Annotated in this window: 19 protein-coding genes; 9 read left to right on the forward strand and 10 right to left on the reverse strand. The window is 73.6% G+C overall.

Going from position 1 to position 20,210, the window contains the following annotated elements:
• Nucleotides 1-3: 3 nt before the first annotated feature.
• Nucleotides 4-555, reverse strand: coding sequence for an FtsB family cell division protein (locus V4Y03_RS08205; RefSeq protein ID WP_443079759.1), 552 nt, complete (start codon nucleotides 553-555; stop codon nucleotides 4-6).
• Nucleotides 552-1,508 (reverse strand): 16S rRNA (cytosine(1402)-N(4))-methyltransferase RsmH, encoded by a 957-nt coding sequence (gene rsmH, locus V4Y03_RS08210; protein ID WP_317878059.1) that lies wholly within the window; start codon nucleotides 1,506-1,508, stop codon nucleotides 552-554. Before rsmH ends, V4Y03_RS08205 begins: the two co-directional genes overlap by 4 nt.
• Nucleotides 1,509-1,834: 326 nt before the next feature.
• Here rsmH and V4Y03_RS08215 point away from each other — a divergent pair, with 326 nt between their 5' ends.
• From V4Y03_RS08215 to V4Y03_RS08230, 4 genes are all read left to right on the forward strand, one after another.
• Nucleotides 1,835-2,434, forward strand: coding sequence for a beta-class carbonic anhydrase (locus V4Y03_RS08215; RefSeq protein WP_317878058.1), 600 nt, complete (start codon nucleotides 1,835-1,837; stop codon nucleotides 2,432-2,434).
• 143 nt (nucleotides 2,435-2,577) lie between these two features.
• Nucleotides 2,578-3,594 carry an AAA family ATPase gene (locus V4Y03_RS08220; protein ID WP_332434486.1) on the forward strand — a complete coding sequence of 339 codons (1,017 nt, stop codon included), beginning with the start codon at nucleotides 2,578-2,580 and terminating at the stop codon, nucleotides 3,592-3,594.
• Complete coding sequence (locus tag V4Y03_RS08225) at nucleotides 3,594-4,946, forward strand: DUF58 domain-containing protein (protein WP_332434487.1); 1,353 nt, start codon at nucleotides 3,594-3,596, stop codon at nucleotides 4,944-4,946. The genes V4Y03_RS08220 and V4Y03_RS08225 overlap by 1 nt, the downstream gene beginning before the upstream one ends.
• Complete coding sequence (locus tag V4Y03_RS08230; RefSeq protein ID WP_332434488.1) at nucleotides 4,943-7,369, forward strand: transglutaminase TgpA family protein; 2,427 nt, start codon at nucleotides 4,943-4,945, stop codon at nucleotides 7,367-7,369. Before V4Y03_RS08225 ends, V4Y03_RS08230 begins: the two co-directional genes overlap by 4 nt.
• A gap of 174 nt (nucleotides 7,370-7,543) precedes the next feature.
• On the opposite strand, the gene V4Y03_RS08235 is transcribed toward V4Y03_RS08230, so the two are convergent.
• From V4Y03_RS08235 to V4Y03_RS08245, 3 genes are all read right to left on the reverse strand, one after another.
• The gene (locus V4Y03_RS08235; protein ID WP_332434489.1) at nucleotides 7,544-7,948 is read right to left on the reverse strand and encodes a DUF3040 domain-containing protein; all 405 of its coding nucleotides are present in this window, start codon (nucleotides 7,946-7,948) and stop codon (nucleotides 7,544-7,546) included.
• 272 nt (nucleotides 7,949-8,220) lie between these two features.
• On the reverse strand, nucleotides 8,221-9,009 hold the full coding sequence (locus V4Y03_RS08240) for a class I SAM-dependent methyltransferase (protein WP_332434490.1): 789 nt from the start codon (nucleotides 9,007-9,009) through the stop codon (nucleotides 8,221-8,223).
• Nucleotides 9,010-9,076: 67 nt separating this feature from the next.
• Complete coding sequence (locus V4Y03_RS08245) at nucleotides 9,077-9,607, reverse strand: SAV_6107 family HEPN domain-containing protein (RefSeq protein WP_332434491.1); 531 nt, start codon at nucleotides 9,605-9,607, stop codon at nucleotides 9,077-9,079.
• A 165-nt stretch (nucleotides 9,608-9,772) separates the two neighbouring features.
• Here V4Y03_RS08245 and V4Y03_RS08250 point away from each other — a divergent pair, with 165 nt between their 5' ends.
• The 5 genes from V4Y03_RS08250 (at nucleotide 9,773) to V4Y03_RS08270 (ending at nucleotide 15,811) form a co-directional block, all read left to right on the forward strand.
• Nucleotides 9,773-10,630 carry an ATP-binding cassette domain-containing protein gene (locus tag V4Y03_RS08250; RefSeq protein ID WP_332434492.1) on the forward strand — a complete coding sequence of 286 codons (858 nt, stop codon included), beginning with the start codon at nucleotides 9,773-9,775 and terminating at the stop codon, nucleotides 10,628-10,630.
• Nucleotides 10,602-12,689, forward strand: coding sequence for a YhgE/Pip domain-containing protein (locus V4Y03_RS08255; RefSeq protein ID WP_332434493.1), 2,088 nt, complete (start codon nucleotides 10,602-10,604; stop codon nucleotides 12,687-12,689). Before V4Y03_RS08250 ends, V4Y03_RS08255 begins: the two co-directional genes overlap by 29 nt.
• A 43-nt stretch (nucleotides 12,690-12,732) precedes the next feature.
• The gene (locus tag V4Y03_RS08260) at nucleotides 12,733-13,341 is read left to right on the forward strand and encodes a TetR/AcrR family transcriptional regulator (protein WP_317878202.1); all 609 of its coding nucleotides are present in this window, start codon (nucleotides 12,733-12,735) and stop codon (nucleotides 13,339-13,341) included.
• A 316-nt stretch (nucleotides 13,342-13,657) separates the two neighbouring features.
• Complete coding sequence (locus tag V4Y03_RS08265; RefSeq protein ID WP_317878203.1) at nucleotides 13,658-14,317, forward strand: DUF4126 domain-containing protein; 660 nt, start codon at nucleotides 13,658-13,660, stop codon at nucleotides 14,315-14,317.
• A gap of 60 nt (nucleotides 14,318-14,377) precedes the next feature.
• Nucleotides 14,378-15,811 (forward strand): phytoene desaturase family protein, encoded by a 1,434-nt coding sequence (locus V4Y03_RS08270; RefSeq protein ID WP_332434494.1) that lies wholly within the window; start codon nucleotides 14,378-14,380, stop codon nucleotides 15,809-15,811.
• Between the two features lie 61 nt (nucleotides 15,812-15,872).
• On the opposite strand, the gene V4Y03_RS08275 is transcribed toward V4Y03_RS08270, so the two are convergent.
• From V4Y03_RS08275 to V4Y03_RS08295, 5 genes are all read right to left on the reverse strand, one after another.
• Nucleotides 15,873-16,721, reverse strand: a complete 849-nt coding sequence (locus V4Y03_RS08275; RefSeq protein ID WP_332434495.1) for a hypothetical protein — start codon at nucleotides 16,719-16,721, stop codon at nucleotides 15,873-15,875.
• Between the two features lie 54 nt (nucleotides 16,722-16,775).
• Nucleotides 16,776-17,693 carry a methylenetetrahydrofolate reductase [NAD(P)H] gene (gene metF, locus V4Y03_RS08280; RefSeq protein ID WP_317877064.1) on the reverse strand — a complete coding sequence of 306 codons (918 nt, stop codon included), beginning with the start codon at nucleotides 17,691-17,693 and terminating at the stop codon, nucleotides 16,776-16,778.
• Nucleotides 17,694-17,830: 137 nt separating this feature from the next.
• A complete protein-coding gene (gene thiE, locus V4Y03_RS08285) occupies nucleotides 17,831-18,484 on the reverse strand; it encodes a thiamine phosphate synthase (RefSeq protein WP_317877063.1) in 654 nt (217 codons plus the stop codon).
• 102 nt (nucleotides 18,485-18,586) lie between these two features.
• On the reverse strand, nucleotides 18,587-18,952 hold the full coding sequence (locus V4Y03_RS08290) for an Rv2175c family DNA-binding protein (RefSeq protein WP_030219572.1): 366 nt from the start codon (nucleotides 18,950-18,952) through the stop codon (nucleotides 18,587-18,589).
• Nucleotides 18,953-18,995: 43 nt separating this feature from the next.
• Nucleotides 18,996-20,210, reverse strand: a complete 1,215-nt coding sequence (locus tag V4Y03_RS08295; RefSeq protein ID WP_332434496.1) for an NAD(P)/FAD-dependent oxidoreductase — start codon at nucleotides 20,208-20,210, stop codon at nucleotides 18,996-18,998.

Below are 20,210 nucleotides of genomic sequence, written 5' to 3' on the forward strand. Positions count from 1 at the left end.
CGGTCACCTGCCGGAGGGTCGGGGGCGGGCGGCTGTGGGCTCTGTCCGTCGGCCGGTGCCGCCGGGGCCCGGACCGGTGGCGGCGGAGGTCCCGGTGTTCGCCGAGGTGCCGGTGTTCGCCGGTGGCTTCGGGGGCTCGGTCGGGGCCGGCTTCGTGATCGGCTTCGGTGTCGGGCTCGGCTCCGGGGCGACCGCCTCCGAGGGCCTGCCGAGCACCTTGCCGTCGGGGCCGAGGAAGGCGGGGCTGCCGCCGGGCACCATGCCCAGCTCGCGGGCCCGGCGCTCCAGGGCGTCGGGCGCCGCGTAGTCGTCGACGTCCCGCTGGAGCGCCTGCTCCTCGTCGGTCAGCTCGGTGGTCCTGTTCTTGAGCTCGTTCAGCTGGAAGGAGCCCTGGTTGAGGGCCGAGTTCAGCAGGAGCAGGGTGATCAGGCCGCCACCGAGCAGCACCACGACGAGCAGGACGAAGGGGGTGCGGGCCGCCGTGCTGGGCCCGGAGGGCATGAGCCGTCCGAGCCGCGCGGCCCGCCCTTTGAGGGGCCCCTTCGCCGTGCTCACCGGACGTCCTCCCGGATGCGTTCGGCGCCCCGGAGCCGGGCCGGGGCGGCGCGCCGGTTCTCGGCGACCTCCTCCTCGGTGGGCAGCTCGGCGCCCCGGGTGAGCAGTTTCAGCCGGGGCTGGTACTTCTCGGGGACGACCGGCAGTCCGGGCGGGGCGGTGGTGGCCGCGCCGGCCGCGAAGACCTGCTTGACGATGCGGTCCTCCAGCGACTGGTACGAGAGGACGACGACCCGGCCGCCGACGCCGATGGCCGCCACCGCCGCCGGGATCGCCTTCTCGACGCTGTCGAGCTCGCGGTTGACCTCGATGCGCAGGGCCTGGAAGGTGCGCTTGGCCGGGTTGCCGCCGGTGCGCTTGGCGGCCTGCGGCAGCGAGTCACGGATCAGCTCGACGAGCCGGGCGCTGTTGGTGAACGGCTCCTTGTCGCGCTCGCGCACGACCGCGGAGACGATCCGCTTGGCCTGCTTCTCCTCGCCGTACGCGCGGAGGATGCGGACCAGCTCGCCGGGCGGGTAGGTGTTGAGGACCTCGGCGGCGCTGATGCCGGTCGTCTGGTCCATGCGCATGTCGAGCGGGGCGTCCTGGGCGTAGGCGAAGCCGCGGTCGGCCTCGTCCAGCTGCATCGAGGAGACGCCGAGGTCGAAGAGGACGCCGTCGACGGTGGGGAGGCCGAGCCGGTCGAGGACCTCGGGCAGCTCGTCGTAGACGGCGTGCACGAGCGTGGCGCGCTCTCCGTAAGGGGCGAGCCGCTCGCCGGAGAGCCGCAGGGCCTCCTTGTCGCGGTCGAGGGCGACGAGCCGCACCTCGGGGAACCGCTTCAGGAGTGCCTCGCTGTGGCCGCCGAGGCCCAGGGTGCAGTCGACGACGACCGCGCCGGGGCGCTCCAGGGCGGGGGCCAGCATGTCCAGGCACCGCTGGAGCATGACCGGGACGTGTCGGTCGTTGCTCAATGCGCCCTCTCAGATCCGGCGCGGAGGTGACCGGCGAGCGGGAGGAGGCCGAGCCGTAGGTACCGCCGCACACACGGGGGAGAAACCGCGGAAATCGCTCGTTGTCTCCGTGAACTTCGCGTCACTTTAGTCCACCGGACGCGCCGGTCAATCAACCGGCTGGCGCGTCGCACGGCGCCGGCCGGCCGGCCGGACATTCCGGACTGCTCACTCGTTCGGGGCCACACCGTCGGCGCCTGTGGGTTAGCTCACAACAAGGCTCATTGCGGTTCTTTGTCCGCTCTCACAGCGGGCCTGCGAGGCCTGTGACCATTAACGTCGGAACCATGTCGACCTCCGCGCACTCCTCTGCCGACGCCATACGCACCGGCGGCACGGTCACCGACCGTCTCGTCGGGGCGAACGCGCACTACGCCGCCGATTTCACCGACCCCGGAATGGACGCGCGGCCCGTGCTGCGCGTCGCCGTCGTCGCCTGCATGGACGCCCGTCTCGACCTGCACGCGGCCCTCGGCCTCGAGCTCGGCGACTGCCACACCATCCGCAACGCCGGCGGGGTCGTCACCGACGACGTCATCCGCTCGCTCACCATCAGCCAGCGCGCCCTCGGCACCCGCAGCGTGATGCTGGTGCACCACACGAACTGCGGTCTGGAATCGCTGACCGAGGACTTCCGGCACGAGCTGGAGGACGAGGTCGGGCAGCGTCCGGCCTGGGCCGTCGAGGCCTTCCGTGACGTGGACCAGGACGTCCGGCAGTCGATGCAGCGGGTGCGGACCTCCCCCTTCCTGCTGCACGCCGACGACGTCCGGGGCTTCGTCTTCGATGTGACGACGGGTCTCCTGCGCGAGATCGATCCGTCGGCCGAGCCGGTGGCCGCACCGTCCGCCGGGTCGACCGCCGAACCGTCTTCCGACCCGGCGTAAGCACCCAAACCCCGGCATTCCCTCCGCACTTGTCCGCGGGCGAGTGACACGACCCGGCCCCGCGAACAAGAATGCTCGGGTGACACCCCCCGGAGATCCCACGGGGGCAGGTGTCCCTGTTCCGGAAGGCCGAGGAGGGCCGGGTGACGACCTATGACGATCGAGCGAGCCTCACTGATCTGACCACCACCGTGGAGCGTGTCCGCAGGTCGGTGGAGAGCGTGATCGAGGGCAAGCCCGAGGTCGTACGGCTTTCGCTGACCGTGCTGCTCGCCGAGGGACACCTCCTCATCGAGGATGTCCCCGGCGTCGGCAAGACCATGCTCGCCAAGACCCTGGCCCGGTCCATCGACTGCTCGGTGCGCCGCATCCAGTTCACCCCCGACCTGCTGCCCTCGGACGTCACGGGCGTGTCGATCTTCGACCAGCAGCGAAGGGACTTCGAGTTCAAGCCGGGCGCGATCTTCGCGCAGATCGTGATCGGCGACGAGATCAACCGCGCCTCGCCGAAGACGCAGTCCGCGCTCCTGGAGTCCATGGAGGAGCGCCAGGTCACCGTCGACGGCCAGACCTACGAGCTGCCCAGCCCGTTCATGGTGGTCGCCACGCAGAACCCGGTCGAGATGGAGGGCACCTACCCGCTGCCCGAGGCCCAGCGCGACCGCTTCATGGCCCGGGTCTCCATCGGCTACCCGAGCGCCGAGGCCGAGCTCCGGATGCTCGACGTGCACGGCTCGGTCTCCCCGCTGGACGACCTCCAGCCGGTCGCCCACGCCCACGACATCCTGAAGCTGGTCGAGGCGGTGCGCGCGGTGCACGTCGCCGACTCCGTACGCCGGTACGCGGTCGACATCGTCGCCGCCACCCGCACCCACGCCGACCTGCGGCTCGGCGCCTCCCCCCGGGCCACGCTGCACCTGCTGCGGGCCGCGAAGGCCTCCGCCGCGCTGAGCGGCCGCGAGTACGTGCTGCCCGACGACCTCCAGGCCCTCGCCGCGCCCGTCCTCGCCCACCGGCTGCTGCCGACGGCGCAGGCCCAGCTGAACCGGCGCACCGCCGAGCAGGTCGTCCAGGACATCCTGCAGCGCATCCCCGTCCCGGCCGCCACCCCGCCCGCCGGACCGCTCTACGGCCAGCAGCCCGGCGCCCGGCGGCTGTGATGGGTGGCACCGCCGTGCCCGACGGGCAGCGGGGCGACGAGGACGACCGGGGCGGTCTGCGGACCGCCCTCGGCGGTCTCACCACCCGCGGCCGTTCCTTCCTCGCCGCCGGGGTGGCCGCCGCCGTCTGCGCGTACGTCCTCGGCCAGGCCGATCTGCTGCGGGTCGGGCTGCTGCTCGCCACGCTGCCGCTGATCTGCGTCCTCGTGCTGCACCGCACCCGCTACCGGGTCGCGGCCTCCCGCCGGCTCACCCCGCAGCGGGTGGAGGCCGGCTCCGAGGCCCGGGTGCAGCTGCGGATGGAGAACGTCTCCAAGCTGCCCACCGGGCTCCTGATGCTCCAGGACCACGTGCCGTACATGCTGGGGCCCCGCCCCCGCTTCGTCCTCGACCGGGTCGAGGCGGGCGGGCGGCGCGAGGTGTCCTACCGGGTCCGCTCCGACCTGCGCGGACGCTTCCCGCTCGGACCGCTCCAGCTGCGGCTGAACGACCCCTTCGGGATGTGCGAGCTGACCCGGTCCTTCAGCGCGTACGACACCCTCACCGTCGTGCCCAGGACGGAGGCCCTGCCGCCGGTGAAGCTCGTCGGCGAGTCCCTGGGGCACGGCGACGGACAGCAGCGCTCGCTCGCCCTCGCGGGCGACGACGACATCATCCCGCGCGCCTACCGCCACGGCGACGACCTGCGCCGGGTGCACTGGCGCTCCACCGCCCGCTACGGCGAGCTGATGGTCCGCCGCGAGGAGCAGCCGCAGCGGGCCCGCTGCACGGTCCTCCTCGACACCCGCCGGGTCGCCTACCAGGGCTCCGGCCCCGACTCCGCCTTCGAATGGGCGGTCTCCGGCGCCGCCTCCGCCCTCGTCCACATGCTGGAGCGCGGCTACGCCGTGCGGCTGGTCACCGACACCGGCAGCACGGTTCCCGGCGAGGGGTCCGAGGGCTTCGCCGCCCCGGCACAGGACTCGGCCGAGTCGGCCGGTCTGATGATGGACACCCTCGCGGTGGTCGACCACTCCGAGGGCGGCGGTCTCTCCCGCGCCTCCGACGCGCTGCGCGGCGGCGACGAGGGGCTGCTCGTCGCCTTCGTCGGGGACCTCGACGAGGAACAGGCGGCACTGACCGCCCGGATGCGCGGACGCGCCGGTGCGGCCGTCGCCTTCGTCCTGGACTCCGGTACCTGGCTGACCGGCGGCGCCGTCGCCGGGGCCGTCGAGGACCGGGTGCGGCAGCTGCGGGAGGCGGGCTGGACGGCGCTGCCCGTACCGCCCGGCGCCCGGCTCGCCGACCTGTGGCAGCAGGCGGCCGGAATGCGGGCCGAGTCCGCCGCCGACACCTACGGAGGATGGTCATGAGCGGGCGCGCACGGCTGACCCTGGCCGCCTGGGCCGCCACCCTGATGGGCGCGGGAGCGCTGCTCCCACTGGTGAAGCCGGCCACCTGGATCTTCACGGCGGCCTTCGTGCTCGCGCTGGTGAGCGGGGTGGGCACGCTGGCCCGACGGGCGCCGCTGGCCCGGCCGCTGACGGTGCTCGCCCAGCTCCTCGTCACGGTGCTCGTACTGACCGCGATCTTCGCCAGGGAGCAGGCGGTCCTCTGGTTCCTGCCCGGCCCGCAGGTCTTCACGCACGCCGCCGACCTGTTCCGGGCGGGCGCCGAGGACGTCGGGCGGTACGCGATCCCCGCACCGGACACCGAGGGCATCCGGCTGATGCTGGTGGGCGGAGTCGTCGGGATCGGCCTCCTCGTGGACACCCTCGCGGTCACCTTCCGCAGGGCGGCCCCGGCCGGTCTTCCGCTGCTCGCCCTGTACTCGGTCGCGGCCGGGCTCTCGGGCGGCGGCGCGGGCTGGCTCTGGTTCCTCCTCGCGGCCTCCGGCTATCTGCTGCTGCTCCTCGCCGAGGGCCGCGACCGGCTCTCGGCGTGGGGGCGGGTCTTCGGCGGGGCCCAGCGCTCCGGCCGTTCCGGGTCCGCCGTCGCGACCGGCGGCAGCGCCTTCGCGCCGGCCCGCACCGGCCGCCGGATCGGCGCCGTGGCCATGGGCGTCGCGATGGTCGTGCCGTTCGCGCTGCCCGGCTTCACCGGCGGTCTGCTCGGCGGCGGCGGTGGCGAGGGGACGGGCGGGACCGGCAAGGGCGGCACGATCTCGGCCGTGAACCCGCTGGTCTCCCTCCAGGACAACCTGCGCCAGCCGGAGGACCGGGAGGTCCTGCGCTACCGGACCAACGCCCGCGAGAACTCCGGGATGTATCTGCGGCTCGTCGCCCTCGACCAGTTCGACGGCACCTCGTGGAAGTCCTCGGTCCGCCCGATCGAGGACGTGCCCGAGCAGCTGCCCTGGCCGCAGGGACTCGCCCAGGACGTCCGGGCCACCGAGGTGACCAGCAACTTCGTCGCCTCCGACGGGTACGAGCAGAAGTGGCTGCCGATGCCGTACCCGGCCGCCCGGGTCGACATCGGGGGACGCTGGCGGTACGAGCCGACCGGGCGGATGCTCGTCGGCGACGACAAGCAGACCACCCGCGGCGCCCGCTACCAGGTCACCAGCCTCGACGTGCAGCCGACCGCCGAGCAGCTGGCCGCGGCCCCGCCGGCCCCTGACAAGCTGCGCCGCGAGTACACCAAGGTGCCCGCTTCGCTGCCGGAGGACGTGAAGAGCACGGCCCTGAACGTCACCAAGGGCGCCCGCAACGACTACGAACGGGCGGTGAAGCTCCAGGACTGGTTCGCCAGGGACGGCGGCTTCCGCTACGACGTCGACGTGGTGTCGGGCAGCGGGGTGCAGGCGATCTCCCGGTTCCTGAAGGACAAGGAGGGCTTCTGCGTCCACTTCTCCTTCTCGATGGCGGCGATGGCCCGCTCGCTCGGTATCCCGGCGCGGGTCGCGGTGGGCTTCATGCCCGGCACCACGCAGACCGACGGATCGGTCTCGGTCGGCATCCGGGACGCGCACGCCTGGCCCGAGCTGTACTTCGAGGGCGCCGGGTGGACCCGGTTCGAGCCGACGCCCTCGCGGGGTTCCACCCCCGGCTACACCAGGGCCGACACGCCCTCGGGCACGGCCACCGGTCCCTCGCAGCCCCAGCAGAGCGCCTCCGCGCAGCCGTCCGCCGCGCCGAGCGCCTCGGAGAGCTGCACGCCGCAGATGCGCCGCCTCGGCGACTGCGGCCCGGACGCGGCGGCGGGTGGTGCGGCCTCGGACGGCTCGGGCCCGGACCCGCTGACGGTGTTCCTGGTGACGCTCGGGATCCTCGTCGTCCTCACGCTCCCCTTCCTCCCGCTGCTCTGGCGGACCCGGGTGCGGGCCCGCCGGCTCGGTCCGGCCGGAACCCGCGGCCCCGAGGAGGCGGCGGCACGGACGCTCGCGGTCTGGGAGGAGATCAACGACACGGCCTGGGACTACGGGGTCGAGCCGGACGAGGCACGGACGCCGAGGACGACGGCGGCCCGGATCGTCCGCCTGGGCGAGCTGGGCGGCGAGGCCGAGGCCGCGGTGCACCGGGTGGCACGGGCGGTGGAGGAGGTGCTGTACGCGCCGCGTCCGGCACCTGCCGCGGGCCTCGCGGAGGAGGCCGGCCGGATCCGGGCGGGCTTCCACGCGGCGGCGGACCGCCGTGCCCGCCTCCGCGCACTCCTCGCACCCCGCTCGGCGGCCCGGCTGCGCTGGTCGACGGCGGACCGCTGGTCGCGGACGACGACGGCCTGGGCGCTGCGCCGCCAGGAGCTGGTGGCCCGGGTGACGGCCCCGTTCCGCAGGGCGTCACGCGAGACGGGCTGACGGCGGGGTGGTGCGGGGGCTCGTCGCCACGAGCCCCCGCACCACGCACCACCCACCACGCACCACGGACACGACGACACGGGAACGACCGAGCCCCGTGGGGTCCGCGCTGAGGCGCGGGCTCCACGGGGCTCGGTCGTACAGAGGGGTGCGGGGCCTCCGCTCAGGGGGCCGTCAGTGGCCGCCGCCCTGCTCGTCGCGGCGGCGCTGCCACCGCTCTTCCATCCGGTTCATCATGGAGCGTCGCTGCCGGGTCTGACGGCCTCCGGCCGCCATTCCCCCACCACTGGCCTGCTGCTCACCCGGCTTGGGCGACTTGCGCCAACCGGTGACGGCCAGGACCGCGCAGCCCAGCATGACGAGGAACCCCACCACGCTGATCCAGATCTGCTGTGCGACCATTCCGGCCATGAGGAGCGCGATACCCACCAGGAAGCCGGCGACTGCCTGGTAGACCCGTCGCCGGGTGTACGTACGCAGTCCGCTTCCCTCGAGCGCTGTCGCGAACTTGGGATCTTCGGCGTACAGCGCTCGCTCCATCTGCTCGAGCATTCGCTGCTCGTGCTCCGAGAGCGGCACGGAGTCCTCCTAGTCGTCGGTCGCGGGGGCGACCGGTTTGCGGCCCTTTCAGGATAGGCAGGGAATCGCCCCCGTGAAACCCGCCCACAATGCCGAATAGCCAATCCGGGCCGCCATGCGGATCGGTTGCTGAGGCGTTGATTCCCCAGCCCCTCGTCCGTCATGCCGGATGCTGTCCCCCGATCATACGGGGCGGAGCCCCTTACCGGGCGGGCTGTGGCGTACTCCATGGAGCACCACCGCCCGCACCGCCGAACGGGTGACCGTCCCGGTCAGGCCCGCTTCTCGCCCAGCACGTGCAACTGGGTGGCGATGGCGTGGAAGGAGGGCAGCTCGGCAGCGGCCGCCTCCAGCTTGAGCAGGGCCTCGGCGGCACCGGGTTCGGTGTCGACGAGGACCCCGGGGACCAGGTCGGCGAAGACCCGGACGCCGTGCACCGCGCCGACCTCCAGGCCGGCCTCGTCGGCCAGCTCGGTGAGCTGCTCGGCGGTGAAGCGCCGGGGCACCGGGTCGCCGGCGCCCCAGCGGCCCGCCGGGTCGCCGAGCGCGTGCCGGGCCTCGGTGAAGTGGCCGGCGAGGGCGCGGGCCAGGACGGCGCCGCCGAGGCCGGCGGCGAGCAGGCTGAGGGCGCCGTCGGACCGGAGCGCCGCCACGGCGTTCCGCACGCCCTCGGCCGGGTCGTCGACGTATTCCAGGACGCCGTGGCAGAGCACGATGTCGAAGCTCTCGCGCCCGACGACGTCGAAGAGACCGCTGATGTCCCCCTGGACGCCGGTGACGAGGTCGGCGACCCCGGCCTCGGCGGCCCGGCGCTCCAGCGCGAACAGCGCGTTGGGGCTGGGGTCGACGACGGTGACCCGGTGGCCGAGGCGGGCGACCGGCACCGCGAAGTTGCCGGAGCCGCCGCCCGTGTCGAGGACGTCGAGGCCGTCCTTCCCGGTGGCCTCGACCCGGCGGTCGAGGGCGTCCTTGAGAACGTCCCAGACGACGGCGGTGCGCAGGGAGGCGCGCGACGGGCGCGACGTCGCCTCTCGACCGAAGACAGGGGAAGGGTCCGGCACGGCTGTTGACTCCTCGGTGACGGGTACGGACGCTCCCCACCCTATGGCCTGGTCCCCCGCTTTCGGATCATCCTCCCGGCTCGTCCGTCCCGGGCTGGCGGGGCAGCACCGGCCGGAGGGCGAGCAGCCGCTCGACCAGGCGGAGGAAGAGCGCGGCGTCCCTGAGCAGGTCGTCGGCCTCGCGCCGGGTCGCGGCGCTCGCGATCCCGGCCTCGGCGCGGGCCCGGCGCTGGGCTCCGGCGGCGAAGAGGGCGCTCCACTCGGTCAGCTCGGGCGCCAGCTCGGCGAGGAGTTCCCAGGCGCTCCTTATCCGCTGCCGGCGGCGGGGGTGGGTCTCGGGTCTGGCGCGGGCGGCGAGGACGGCGGCGGCGGCCCGGAGGGCGGCGAGGTGCGCGGCGGCGTACCGCTCGTGGGGGCGGTCGAGGGCGGTCGCCTCGACCAGTCCGGCGCGGGCCTTGGCGAGGAGGTCGAGGGCGGCGGGCGGGGCGGTGGTGCGGCGCGGGACGGGGTGGATGTCGGACGCGGGTCCGGACCGTGCGGGGGCGGGGCGGCCGTCGGGGTGGCGGCGGGGCGCGGCTGCTGCGGAAGGGCTTGCCATGACGAGTCCTCCTGTCGTCGCGTGACGGCCTTGTGGCCGTATGTGTTCATCGTGCACCGCCCCACTGACAATCGCGCTGACCTGGTGTTTTGCCTGAAATCCCGGCACGCGGTAACTTTTGCACTGACCAGTCAGTTCAAAAAGGGGAATCGGGGGGTGGGACCCGTGGGAGCGGAAGCCGAGGAGCGGCCGCACGGCGCCGCCGTCGTCGCGGACGGGTTCGGGCTGAAGGGGCCGCGCGGCTGGGCCTTCCGGAAGGTCTCCTTCCGGGCCGAGCCGGGTGCGCTGGTGGCGATCGAGGGACCGTCGGGATCGGGCCGCACCTGTCTGCTGCTCGCGCTCACCGGCCGGATGAAGGCCAAGGAGGGCACCGCCGAGGTCGGCGGTCTGCCGCTGCCGCGGAAGATGGCGGCCGTGCGCCGGATCAGCGCCCTCGGGCAGGTCCCCGGCGTCAGCGAGCTCGACCCCGCCTTCACGGTCGCCGAGCACCTGCGCGAGCGGGCCCTGCTCCAGCGCCGTTTCGACGGCTCCTTCCGGGCCCTGCTGCGGCGCCCGGCCGAGCGGGCGGCGACGGCCCGGTCCCGGATCGAGGAGGCCGTGACGGCCGCCGGTCTCGACCTGGCCGCCCTGCCGAAGGGCGAGCGGACCTCCGTACGGGACCTGGAGCGGCTCGAAGCGCTCCGGCTCTCGATCGCCCTGGCTCTGATCGGCCGGCCCCGGCTGCTCGCCGTGGACGACACGGACCTGAAGCTCTCGGACGCCGACCGGGCAGCGGCGTGGGAGCTGCTGCGTTCCCTGGCCGCCGCCGGGACGACCGTACTCGCCGTGTGCAGCGAGGCCCCCGAGGACGCCCTGCGGATCACCACCCTCGACGGAGCGGCGGAGCCGGAGCCGACCGAGCCCGCGCCCGAGACGGCCGAGGCCGAGCCCGCCGCCAGGACCGGGAGCGCCCCCGAGCACGACACCGAAGACACGACCGAGGAGGGGGCGGCCGATGCGCTCGCCGAAACTGGCCGCGCTTGAGCTGAGGCGCTTCGGCAGGGGAAAGCTGCCGCGCGCCGCGCTCGTCGCGATCCTGCTGCTGCCGCTGCTGTACGGCGCCCTGTACCTGTACTCGTTCTGGGACCCGTACGGCAGGCTCGACAAGATCCCCGTCGCCCTCGTCAACGAGGACCGCGGCGCCACCGCGGACGGCAAGGCGATCAACGTCGGCGACGACATCACCGAAGGGCTCCTGGAGAGCAGGACCTTCGACTGGCACCGGGTGAGCGACGCCGAGGCGCGCAAGGGCGTCGAGGACGGCACGTACTACCTGTCCCTGACCATGCCCGGCGACTTCAGCTCCCGCATCGCCTCCAGCTCCGGCGACGCGCCCGAGACCGGCGCCCTGCGGGTGCGGACCAACGACTCCAACAACTACATCGTCGGCCAGATCTCCCGGACGGTCTTCTCCGAGGTGCGCACCGCCGCCTCCACGAAGTCCTCCCGCACCTTCCTCGACAAGATCTTCATCTCCTTCTCCGGCATCCACGACGCGACCGCCAAGGCGGCCAAGGGCGCGGGCGACCTCAAGCAGGGCGTGGACCAGGCGAAGAAGGGCTCCAAGGACCTGGCGGACGGCCTCACGACCGCCAAGACCGGCAGCGGCGACCTCGCCGCTGGCCTGAAGAAGCTCGACAAGGGCGCGAAGGACCTGGAGAGCGGCTCCCGCAAGGTCGCCGACGGCACCCAGGCCCTCGCCGACAAGGTGAACGGCACCGCCGACAAGGTCCGCCCCTACCTCGCGGACAACGGCCGGTCGATCCGCGACACCGCCCGACTGGTCTCCGACTCCGCCACGGCCGCCCGGCACGACCTGGCCGACCTGGTGAAGCGCGCCCCGCTGATCCGCACCGCCGCGCACAAGGCCGACACCGGTCTGGCCACGCTCCACCGCGAGGAGTGCGTGGACAATCCCGAGCCCGACGCCAGGGTGTGCGGGGTCCTCAAGGAGGCGACGGTCAGCGCCGGGGACGTGGCCGTCATCGCCGACGACATCCAGCAGCTGGCCAAGGACAACAGCGCCGACCTCAAGACCCTGGACGCCCGGCTCGTCACACTCAAGAAGCAGGCCGACGACCTGGCCGCCCGCGCCCCGCACCTCGACGAGGACCTGGAGGGAGCCGTCAAGAAGATCAACGAGCTCAACACGGGCGCGAAGAAGGTCGCGGCGGGCGCGGACCGGCTGCACACCGGCATCACCGACGCCAAGGCCGGTTCCGTGAACCTCGACACCGGCGTCGGCAAGCTGAAGAAGGGCGCGGGCGACCTGGACGGCGGCCTGTTCAAGCTGGCCGACGGCTCCGGAAGCCTCGCCGCCGGCCTGAAGGACGGCGTCGCCCAGATCCCCGACTACGACCAGCAGGACCGCGACCGGCGTACGGAGGTCATGGCCGACCCGGTACAGCTGGCCTCCCAGTCGCTGCACAAGGCGCCGAACTACGGCACCGGCTTCGCCCCGTACTTCATCCCGCTCTCCCTCTGGGTCGGCGCGATGGTCGCGTACATGATCATCCAGCCGCTGAACCGGCGGGCCCTCGCCGCCGGCGGCTCCGCCTGGCGGATCGCCCTCGCGGGCTGGCTCCCGGTGGCCGCGCTCGGCATCCTCCAGGTCGGCGCGCTCATGTCGGTCCTGCACTGGGGCCTCGGCCTCCAGATGGACCGGGCCGCCGGGACCGTCGGCTTCCTCGCCCTGGTCACCTGCTGCTTCGCCGCGATCATCCAGTGGCTCAACGCCCGCTTCGGCGCGGCCGGCCGCATCCTGGTGCTCGCCGTGCTGATGCTCCAGCTGACCTCGGCGGGCGGCACGTACCCCGTCCAGACCAGCCCGGCCTTCTTCAACGCGATCCACCCCTTCCTGCCGATGAGCTACGTGGTCGAGGCACTGCGCCGGCTGATCACGGGCGGCGGGATCGGGCCCGTCTGGCAGGCCTGCGCGGTCCTGACCGCGTTCACGGTGGGCGCCCTGGCCCTGACCGCCGTCTCCGCCCGCAGGCGGCAGGTGTGGACGCTGGACCGGCTCCACCCCGAACTGACCCTGTGAGACGCGGCCGGTGACGCCCTCCGCACCTGTGAGAATCGAGCCCATGGACAGCAGCAGCACCCGACGCCAGGCCACGCGCGCGAAGCTCTACGAAGCGGCGGTCACCCTCATCGCGGAGCAGGGCTTCTCCGCGACGACCGTCGACGAGATCGCCGAGCGGGCCGGCGTGGCCAAGGGCACGGTCTACTACAACTTCAAGAGCAAGACCGAGCTGTTCGAGGAGTTGCTGCGCCACGGGGTGTCGCTGCTCGCGGCCTCGCTGCGCTCGGCGGCCGAGGAGACCGCCGAGCGCGGCGGGAGCCGGGTCGACGCGCTGGACGCGATGATCCGGGCGGGTCTCGTCTTCATCGACCGCTACCCGGCCTTCACCCAGCTGTACGTGGCCGAGCTGTGGCGCACCAACCGGGCCTGGAACTCGACGCTCCTGGTGGTCCGCGAGGAGGCCGTCGCGGTGGTCGAGGGGGTGCTGCGCGACGGGGTCGAGGCCGGTGAGCTGAGCGACGAGATCGACGTCCAGCTGACGGCGGCGGCACTGGTCGGCATGGTGCTCGTGGCGGCGCTCGACTGGCAGGCCTTCCAGAGCGAGCGTTCGCTCGACGACGTGCACGCGGCGCTCTCCCGGCTGCTGCACGGCCGGGTGGGCGGCCGGTAGCGAGCGGTACCGGCCGACAGGGCCGACGAGGGACACGCACGGAGAAGGCCGGTGCGACGAGGCTCGATCCCCCCGAGCCCCGCCGCACCGGCCTTCTCCGTACAGCGCCGTACGTCTCCGTACTCCCCCGTGGCACCCCCGTGCCCGTAGCGGCAGGCGCGCGGTCCCCGGTTCCGCGGCCCCGTGTCCGCGGTGCCCGGAGCCGCGCCCCTTCCGTGGACTCCACTCTTCCGCCTGGGCGGTGCCGCGCCCATCCGCGCACCTACTCATCTCGCCCCCTAGGTACGGATACTCAGTGCTGGTTACGATCGCCGACGTGTCCGTACTCCCCCTGGTGTTCACCAGCGGCTGGGCGAGCGGGATCAACGCGTACGCGGTGGTCCTGCTGTTCGGCGTCTTCGGCGCGACCGGGCTCACCGACGAGGTGCCCGAGTCCTTGCAGCGCACCGATGTCCTCGTCGTCGCCGGCGTGCTGTTCCTCTGCGAGGCGGTGGCGGACAAGATCCCGTACGTCGACTCGATATGGGACTCCGTCCACACCGTGATCCGGCCGATCGCGGGCGCCGTGGTCGGGGCCCTGCTCGCCGGGCAGAACGGTTCGCTGCCGGAGCTGGCGGCGGGCGCGGTCGGCGGTTCGACGGCCTTGCTCAGCCACTTCGTGAAGGCCGGGACGAGGATGGCGGTCAACACCTCGCCGGAACCGTTCTCCAATGTCGCGCTGAGCCTGGCGGAGGACCTCGGGGTGGCGGCGATCGTCACCTTCGCGGTCTTCCACCCGGTGGCGGCGGCGGTCGTCGCGGCCGTCCTGCTCGCCCTCGGTCTGGCGATACTGGTCTTCCTCGCCCAGCGGATCCGGCGCTTCCTGCGCCGCAGGTCCCAGCGCCGCGAGGAGCGGCGGGTCGTGGACGTGGGGGCCCGCGTCCGGGACCGGCCGCCGGCCGGGAGCCGGGACGGGGACGGCTCGGAGCACTTCTGATCCCGCCGTGCGCCCCGGGCCCGTCCGGGGCTGTCGGAGACGCCGGATAGGGTCGCTGGCATGGCACGGATTGTGGTGATCGGCGCGGGACTCGGCGCCATGTCGGCGGCGGCCCGGCTGGCCGTCGCGGGCCACCGGGTGACGGTGTACGAGCGGACCGCGACGTACGGCGGCGCGGTCGGCCGGTTCGAGCGGGACGGGTTCGCCTTCGACACGGGCCCGGGGCTGCTGCACCTGCCCGCCGTCTACCGGGATCTGTTCGTGAAGACCGGCAAGGAGCCCCTGGAGGACCGCGTCACACTGACGCAGGTCGACCCGGCGGCCCGTCACGTCTTCGCCGACGGCACCCGCGTGGACCTGCCGAACGCCTCCCGGGCCGGCACGGTCGCCGCCCTGGACGCGGCGCTCGGCGCGGGCGCGGGCGAGCGCTGGGGTGCCTTCCTGACACGGGCCCGCGAGGCCTGGGACCGCACCCGGCGCCCACTCCTGGAGGAGCCGCAGCCGAAGGACCCCGCGCCACCGGTCGCCGACCCCTACCCGGCTCTGAAGACCGGTCTGCTGCGCCGCCCGACGACCACGCTCGCGCAGATCGGCGCGCGGGAGCTGCGCGACCCGCGGCTCATCGCCCTGCTCGACGCGTACGCCTGGTCGTACGGCTTCGACCCGGCCACCGCCCCGGCCTCGGCCGCCGTCCTGCCGTACATGGAGCAGACCTTCGGCAGCTGGTACGTGGGCGGGGGGCTGCGGGCGCTGGCCGACGCGGTGTACGAGCGGTGCCGGAAGCGCCGGGTCGAGTTCGTCTTCGACTCGCCCGTGGAGGACGTCCTGGAGAAGGACGGCCGCGCCGTGGGCGTCCGGCTCGCCGGAGGGGAGACGGTCGAGGCCGACCATGTCGTCTCGGGCGCCCCGGTGCCCGCCCTCTACCAGGACCATGTCGTCGAGTGGGGCCACGGCGACGACCGGCCGCGCTACCAGGCCGTCCGGACGGGCCGGGTGACGGTCTGTCTGGCCCTGCGCGGGCCCAGGGAGGCGGACGCGGTCCACCGCGCGGTCGTGCACGCGGACGGCGGGCGGCCGACGGTGACCGTCCTTCGGCCGGACGACCCGGCGCTGCACCCGGACGGTGCGTACGAGTCGGTGACGGTCACGGCGACCGTGCGGACCTCCCCCGGGCAGGACTGGGAGTCCTTCGCCGACCGGATGGTCGAGGCCGCCGGGCTCGCGGTCCCGGGTCTCGCGGAGCGTCTGCTGTGGCGGCACGTCCGCACCCCTGAGGACGTACGGCGGGACACCGGCGCGGCCGAGGTGCCCGGTCCGGCGCTGGCCGGGGCCCGGGGACTGCTGCTGCCCGCCGACAACCGCTCGCCGCTGCCGGGGCTCTGGTTCGCGGGCGGCTGGTCGCACCCGGGCGGCGGTCTCGCCCACGCGGGCATGTCGGGCGCGCTGGTGGCCGGACTGATCGTGGAGGGAACGGACTTCCGCGGCTCCCAGTAGGGGCTGCCGGGGGGGCGGACGTCGGGGTGGGGTCGGGGGCCGGTGGGCCCCCGACGGTCGCTCAGTACCGGTACTGCTGCTGGTCGTCCGGGTGCGGCTCCCAGCCGTACTGCTCGGGACCCTGCTGCTGGGGCTGCTGCGGCTGCTGCGGCTGGACGGGCTGGTCGGTGTCGCGCTGCTGCGGCACCCAGACCCCGCCGGGCGGCGTGTCGTAGGTGTACGAGGGGGCGTAGGAGTCGCCGTAGTACGTGCCGTACTGCTGGGCGTCGGTCCCCGGACCGATGTACGGGTCGGAGTAGGCGGCGTACTGCTGCTGCCCCGCGGTGTCGTAGCCGTAGGCCGGCTGCTGCTGGTCGTACGCCGGCGCGTACGGGTCGTGGCCCGGGGTCGCGTACCCCGTCGTGTAGCCGGTGCTGTGGGCGGCGGCACCGTGACCGGCGTCGTGGCCCGTGTCGTGCCCGCCGCCGTAGACCCCGTACTGGCCGGTGTCCTCGGGCAGCGGCAGGGGCTCGTAGACCGCGGTGGTCTCGGCGGCGACCGGTTCGCCCGGACCGGGGAACGGGGACTCCTCGCCCTCGTAGGACAGCTCGGTGACCTCAAGGGTGGGCCCGGCCTGCGCCGGAGCGCCCGAGCGCCGCCGGCGGCTGGCGCCCGGGCTGCCGCCGATCGCCCAGCCGGTGGAGAAGCCGCGGCGGAAGGAGAGCGTCACATAGGTCTGGCCGACGGCGAAGGCGACCGCCCCGGCGACGATCACCGCCACCGAGGGCAGCAGCACGCCGAGGACCACGCCGAGGAAACCGGTGAAGGCGAGTAGTCGCCAACGCAGCCGTGCCTTGTACTGGAGGAGCACCTCCCCCAGCAACCACAGCGCAACCACGCCGAACGCGATGTAGAGGACCGTCCACCCCATGCCCCGCCGCCCCTCTCCACGGTCACCGCCGCGGGTCGGGGCGGGTACGACCGGTCACGACTGCTGGTGCAGTCCGAGATTCTCGTAGATCTCGAGCGTCGCGGTGGAGCTGTTCAGCGTGATGAAGTGCAGTCCGGGGACACCCTCGGAGAGCAGCCGCGCGCAGAACTCCGTCGCGAACTCGATACCGATGGAGCGTACAGCGGCGGGATCGTCCTTGACGGCGAGGATGCGGTCTTTCACGTCCGGGGGGAACGCGGCGTTGCTCAACTGGGGCAGCCGGTCGAGGGTCTTCACGTTCACGACGGGCATGACCTCGGGGATGATCGGGGTCTCGCAGCCCGCCTTGGCGACGCTGTCGCGGAGCCGCAGATAGGCCTCCGGGTCGAAGAACATCTGGGTGATCGCGTAGTCGGCGCCCGCACGGCACTTGTCCACGAAGTGCCGGATGTCCGAGTCCCAGTCGGCGGACCGGGGGTGCATCTCGGGGAAGGCGGCGACGCCCACGCAGAAGTCGCCGGACTCCTTGATCAGCCGGACCAGGTCGGCGGCGTACTTCACGCCCTCGGGGTGCTCGACCCACTCGCCCAGCGGGTCGCCCGCCGGGTCGCCGCGGAGCGCGAGCATGTTGCGGATGCCGGCGTCGGCGTACTGGCCGAGGACGTTGCGCAGCTCGGCGACCGAGTGGTCGACGGCGGTGAGGTGGGCGACCGGGGTGAGCGTGGTGTCGGAGGCGATCTTCTGGGTCGCCTTCACGGTGCCGCGGCGGGTGGTGCCGCCCGCCCCGTAGGTCACGGAGACGAAGCTCGGCCCGACGGCCTCGACCCGGCGCATCGCGTTCCAGAGGACCTGCTCGCCCTTCTCGGTCCGGGGCGCGTAGAACTCGAAGGAGTACGACGTGCCGCCGGAAGCGAGGATCTCGCGGACCGTGCGGGCGCGGTCCGAGCGGACGGAAGCGGTACCAAGGGCCATACGGGCAGGTTAGACGGGCTCCGGCGAGCGGCGTCATCGGTGTCCGAGTGATGGACACCTTTTCGGACACATCGCCGTTCGGCGAGGGCCTCCCGAACGGACCCGCTCCCGCCCGTGCGCCTTCGCGCGCGCGGGCGCTACGCTCCGGCGCGCTCCCGCACCCGCTTGGCGAGCGCGGCCGTCGCCGCGGCCGGGTCGTCGGCCTCGGTGATCGCCCGGACGACCACGATCCGGCGCGCTCCGGCGTCCAGGACCTGATCGAGGTTGGTCTCGTCGATGCCGCCGATGGCGAACCAGGGCCGGTCCTGGGCCAGGCCGGCCGCGTACCGCACGAGGTCGAGCCCCGGCGCGTACCGCCCCGGCTTGGTGGGGGTGGGCCAGCAGGGCCCGGTGCAGAAGTAGTCGACGCCCGGTTCGACGGCGGCCGCGGCGGCCTCGCTCTCGGCGTGGCAGGAGCGGCCGATCAGGACCTCCTCGCCGAGGATCGCGCGGGCGGCGGGCACGGGCAGGTCGCCCTGCCCGAGGTGGAGCACGTCGGAGCCGATGGCGTGGGCGACGTCGGCCCGGTCGTTCACCGCGAGGAGCTTGCCGTGGCGGCGGGCGGCGTCGGCGAGGACGGCCAGGTGCTCCAGCTCCTCGCCGGCCTCCATGCCCTTGTCGCGGAGCTGCACGATGTCGACGCCGGAGGAGAGCACGGCGTCGAGGAAGGCGGGCAGGTCGCCCTGGCGCTTCCGGGCGTCGGTGCAGAGGTAGAGCCGGGCGTCGGCGAGCTGCTCACGAGGCGTGGGCATGGGTGGGTTCCCCCCGTCGGTGTCGCCGGTGCCGCGGCGGCCGGCCCGTCCGGGGCCGGTCGCCGCGACACCCGCTGCTGGTGTCTTCGGTGCGTGCGGGCGTCAGAGGGCGAGCGCCTGGGCGCGGCGCTTCACCTCCGTGCCACGGTTCTCGTTGAGCGCCTGCGCGGGCGTGCCCGGCAGGCTCTCGTCCGGAGTGAAGAGCCACTCCAGCATCTCCTCGTCGGTGAAGCCGTCGTCCCGCAGCACGGTCAGGAGCCCGACGAGCCCCTTGACGATCTTGTCGCCCTGGATGAAGGCGGCGGGGATCTGCAGGGCGTTGTTCTCGCCGCGGCGCACGGCGATGAGCTGACCTTCCTTGATCAGCTGCCGCACGCGCGTCACCTCGACATCGAGCATCTCCGCGATGTCGGGCACGTAGAGCCAGGCGGGGACGAGCGCATCGATCTTTACGTCAATCTCGGTCACGGGACAAGCCTGCCATCCCGGACCGACAGCCGGTAGTCGGGCCCTACCGGACGGCCGCCTTCAGGGGTACGGAGGGGTCCGCCGCGCGGGCGGGATCGACGGCGGTGGCCGTCTCGATGAGCTTGCGGCCCTGGGCCAGATCGCGCGGGCGGCCGACGGCGAGCAGGGCGACCGGCACCCCGGCCCGCAGCCAGAGCACGGACCAGGCCTCGTCCGCCGGGTCCCCGCGCCAGAGCAGCTCGTCCGCGTGGGCGTGGTGTCCGGCGTACTGGACGAAGCGGCCGAACTGCTCGGACCAGAAGTACGGGACGGGGTCGTAGGGGGCGTCGCCGGCGCCGGTGATCGCCTCGGCGACCGTGCGGGGGCCCTGGAGGGCGTTGTCCCAGTGGTGGACCAGGAGCCGTTCCCCGTAGCGGGCGGAGGGGAAGGAGGCGCAGTCGCCGACGGCGTACACATCGGGCAGGGAAGTGCGCAGCCGCGCGTCGGCGGTGACCGCGCCGCTCGGGTCGAGGGCGATGCCGGAGCCGGCCAGCCAGCCGGTGGCGGGGCGGGCGCCGATGCCGACGACGACGGCGTCGGCGGGCAGCTCGCGGCCGTCGTCGAGGACGACCCGGCCGGGTTCGACGGCGGCCACGCGCGCGTGGGTGAGGAGTTCGGCGCCGTTCGCCCCGTACCACTCGGCCATCGGGGCGGTGACCTCGGCGGGCAGGGCGCCCGCGAGGGGGCGGCCTGCGGCCTCGACGACGGTGACGGCGCAGCCGGCGGCGCGCGCGGCGGTGGCGAACTCGGCGCCGATCCATCCGGCGCCGACCACCACGACGTCGTGGCGGCGCTCCAGGACGGGTCCGAGGCGCACGGCGTCGTCGAGGGTGCGCAGCAGATGGACCCCGGGGACGCCCTCGCTGCCGGGCAGCGTGACGGGGTGGGCGCCGGTGGCGACGACCAGGGTGTCGTAGCCGACGGGCCCGGCCTCGGTGTCGATCTCGTGGTCGGCGGCGCGCAGTCCGGTGACGTCGAGGCCGAGGCGGAGGTCGACGCGGAGGTCATCGAAGTCGATGTCGAAGGCGGAGTCCTCGGCCTTGCCGAGGAGGACGGCCTTGGAGAGCGGGGGCCGGTCGTAGGGCTGGTGGGGTTCGGCCCCGATGAGGGTCACGGGGCCGGTGAAGCCCTGTTCGCGCAGGGCGACGGCGGTCTGGACGCCCGCCATCCCGGCGCCGACGATCACGACATGCTGCTGGGGCTGCTTCTGCTCGCTCAC

The organism is Streptomyces sp. P9-A4, assembly GCF_036634195.1.
Classification (GTDB): Bacteria; Actinomycetota; Actinomycetes; order Streptomycetales; family Streptomycetaceae; genus Streptomyces.

Coding starts and splice junctions, on each gene's coding strand:
- V4Y03_RS08215 (WP_317878058.1), top strand. CDS start 1,835: ATGTCGACCTCCGCGCACTCCTCTGCCGACGCCATACGCACCGGCGGC.
- V4Y03_RS08225 (WP_332434487.1), top strand. CDS start 3,594: ATGGGTGGCACCGCCGTGCCCGACGGGCAGCGGGGCGACGAGGACGAC.
- V4Y03_RS08230 (WP_332434488.1), top strand. CDS start 4,943: ATGAGCGGGCGCGCACGGCTGACCCTGGCCGCCTGGGCCGCCACCCTG.
- V4Y03_RS08245 (WP_332434491.1), bottom strand. CDS start 9,607: ATGGCAAGCCCTTCCGCAGCAGCCGCGCCCCGCCGCCACCCCGACGGC.
- V4Y03_RS08255 (WP_332434493.1), top strand. CDS start 10,602: ATGCGCTCGCCGAAACTGGCCGCGCTTGAGCTGAGGCGCTTCGGCAGG.
- V4Y03_RS08260 (WP_317878202.1), top strand. CDS start 12,733: ATGGACAGCAGCAGCACCCGACGCCAGGCCACGCGCGCGAAGCTCTAC.
- V4Y03_RS08270 (WP_332434494.1), top strand. CDS start 14,378: ATGGCACGGATTGTGGTGATCGGCGCGGGACTCGGCGCCATGTCGGCG.
- V4Y03_RS08275 (WP_332434495.1), bottom strand. CDS start 16,721: ATGGGGTGGACGGTCCTCTACATCGCGTTCGGCGTGGTTGCGCTGTGG.
- metF (WP_317877064.1), bottom strand. CDS start 17,693: ATGGCCCTTGGTACCGCTTCCGTCCGCTCGGACCGCGCCCGCACGGTC.
- thiE (WP_317877063.1), bottom strand. CDS start 18,484: ATGCCCACGCCTCGTGAGCAGCTCGCCGACGCCCGGCTCTACCTCTGC.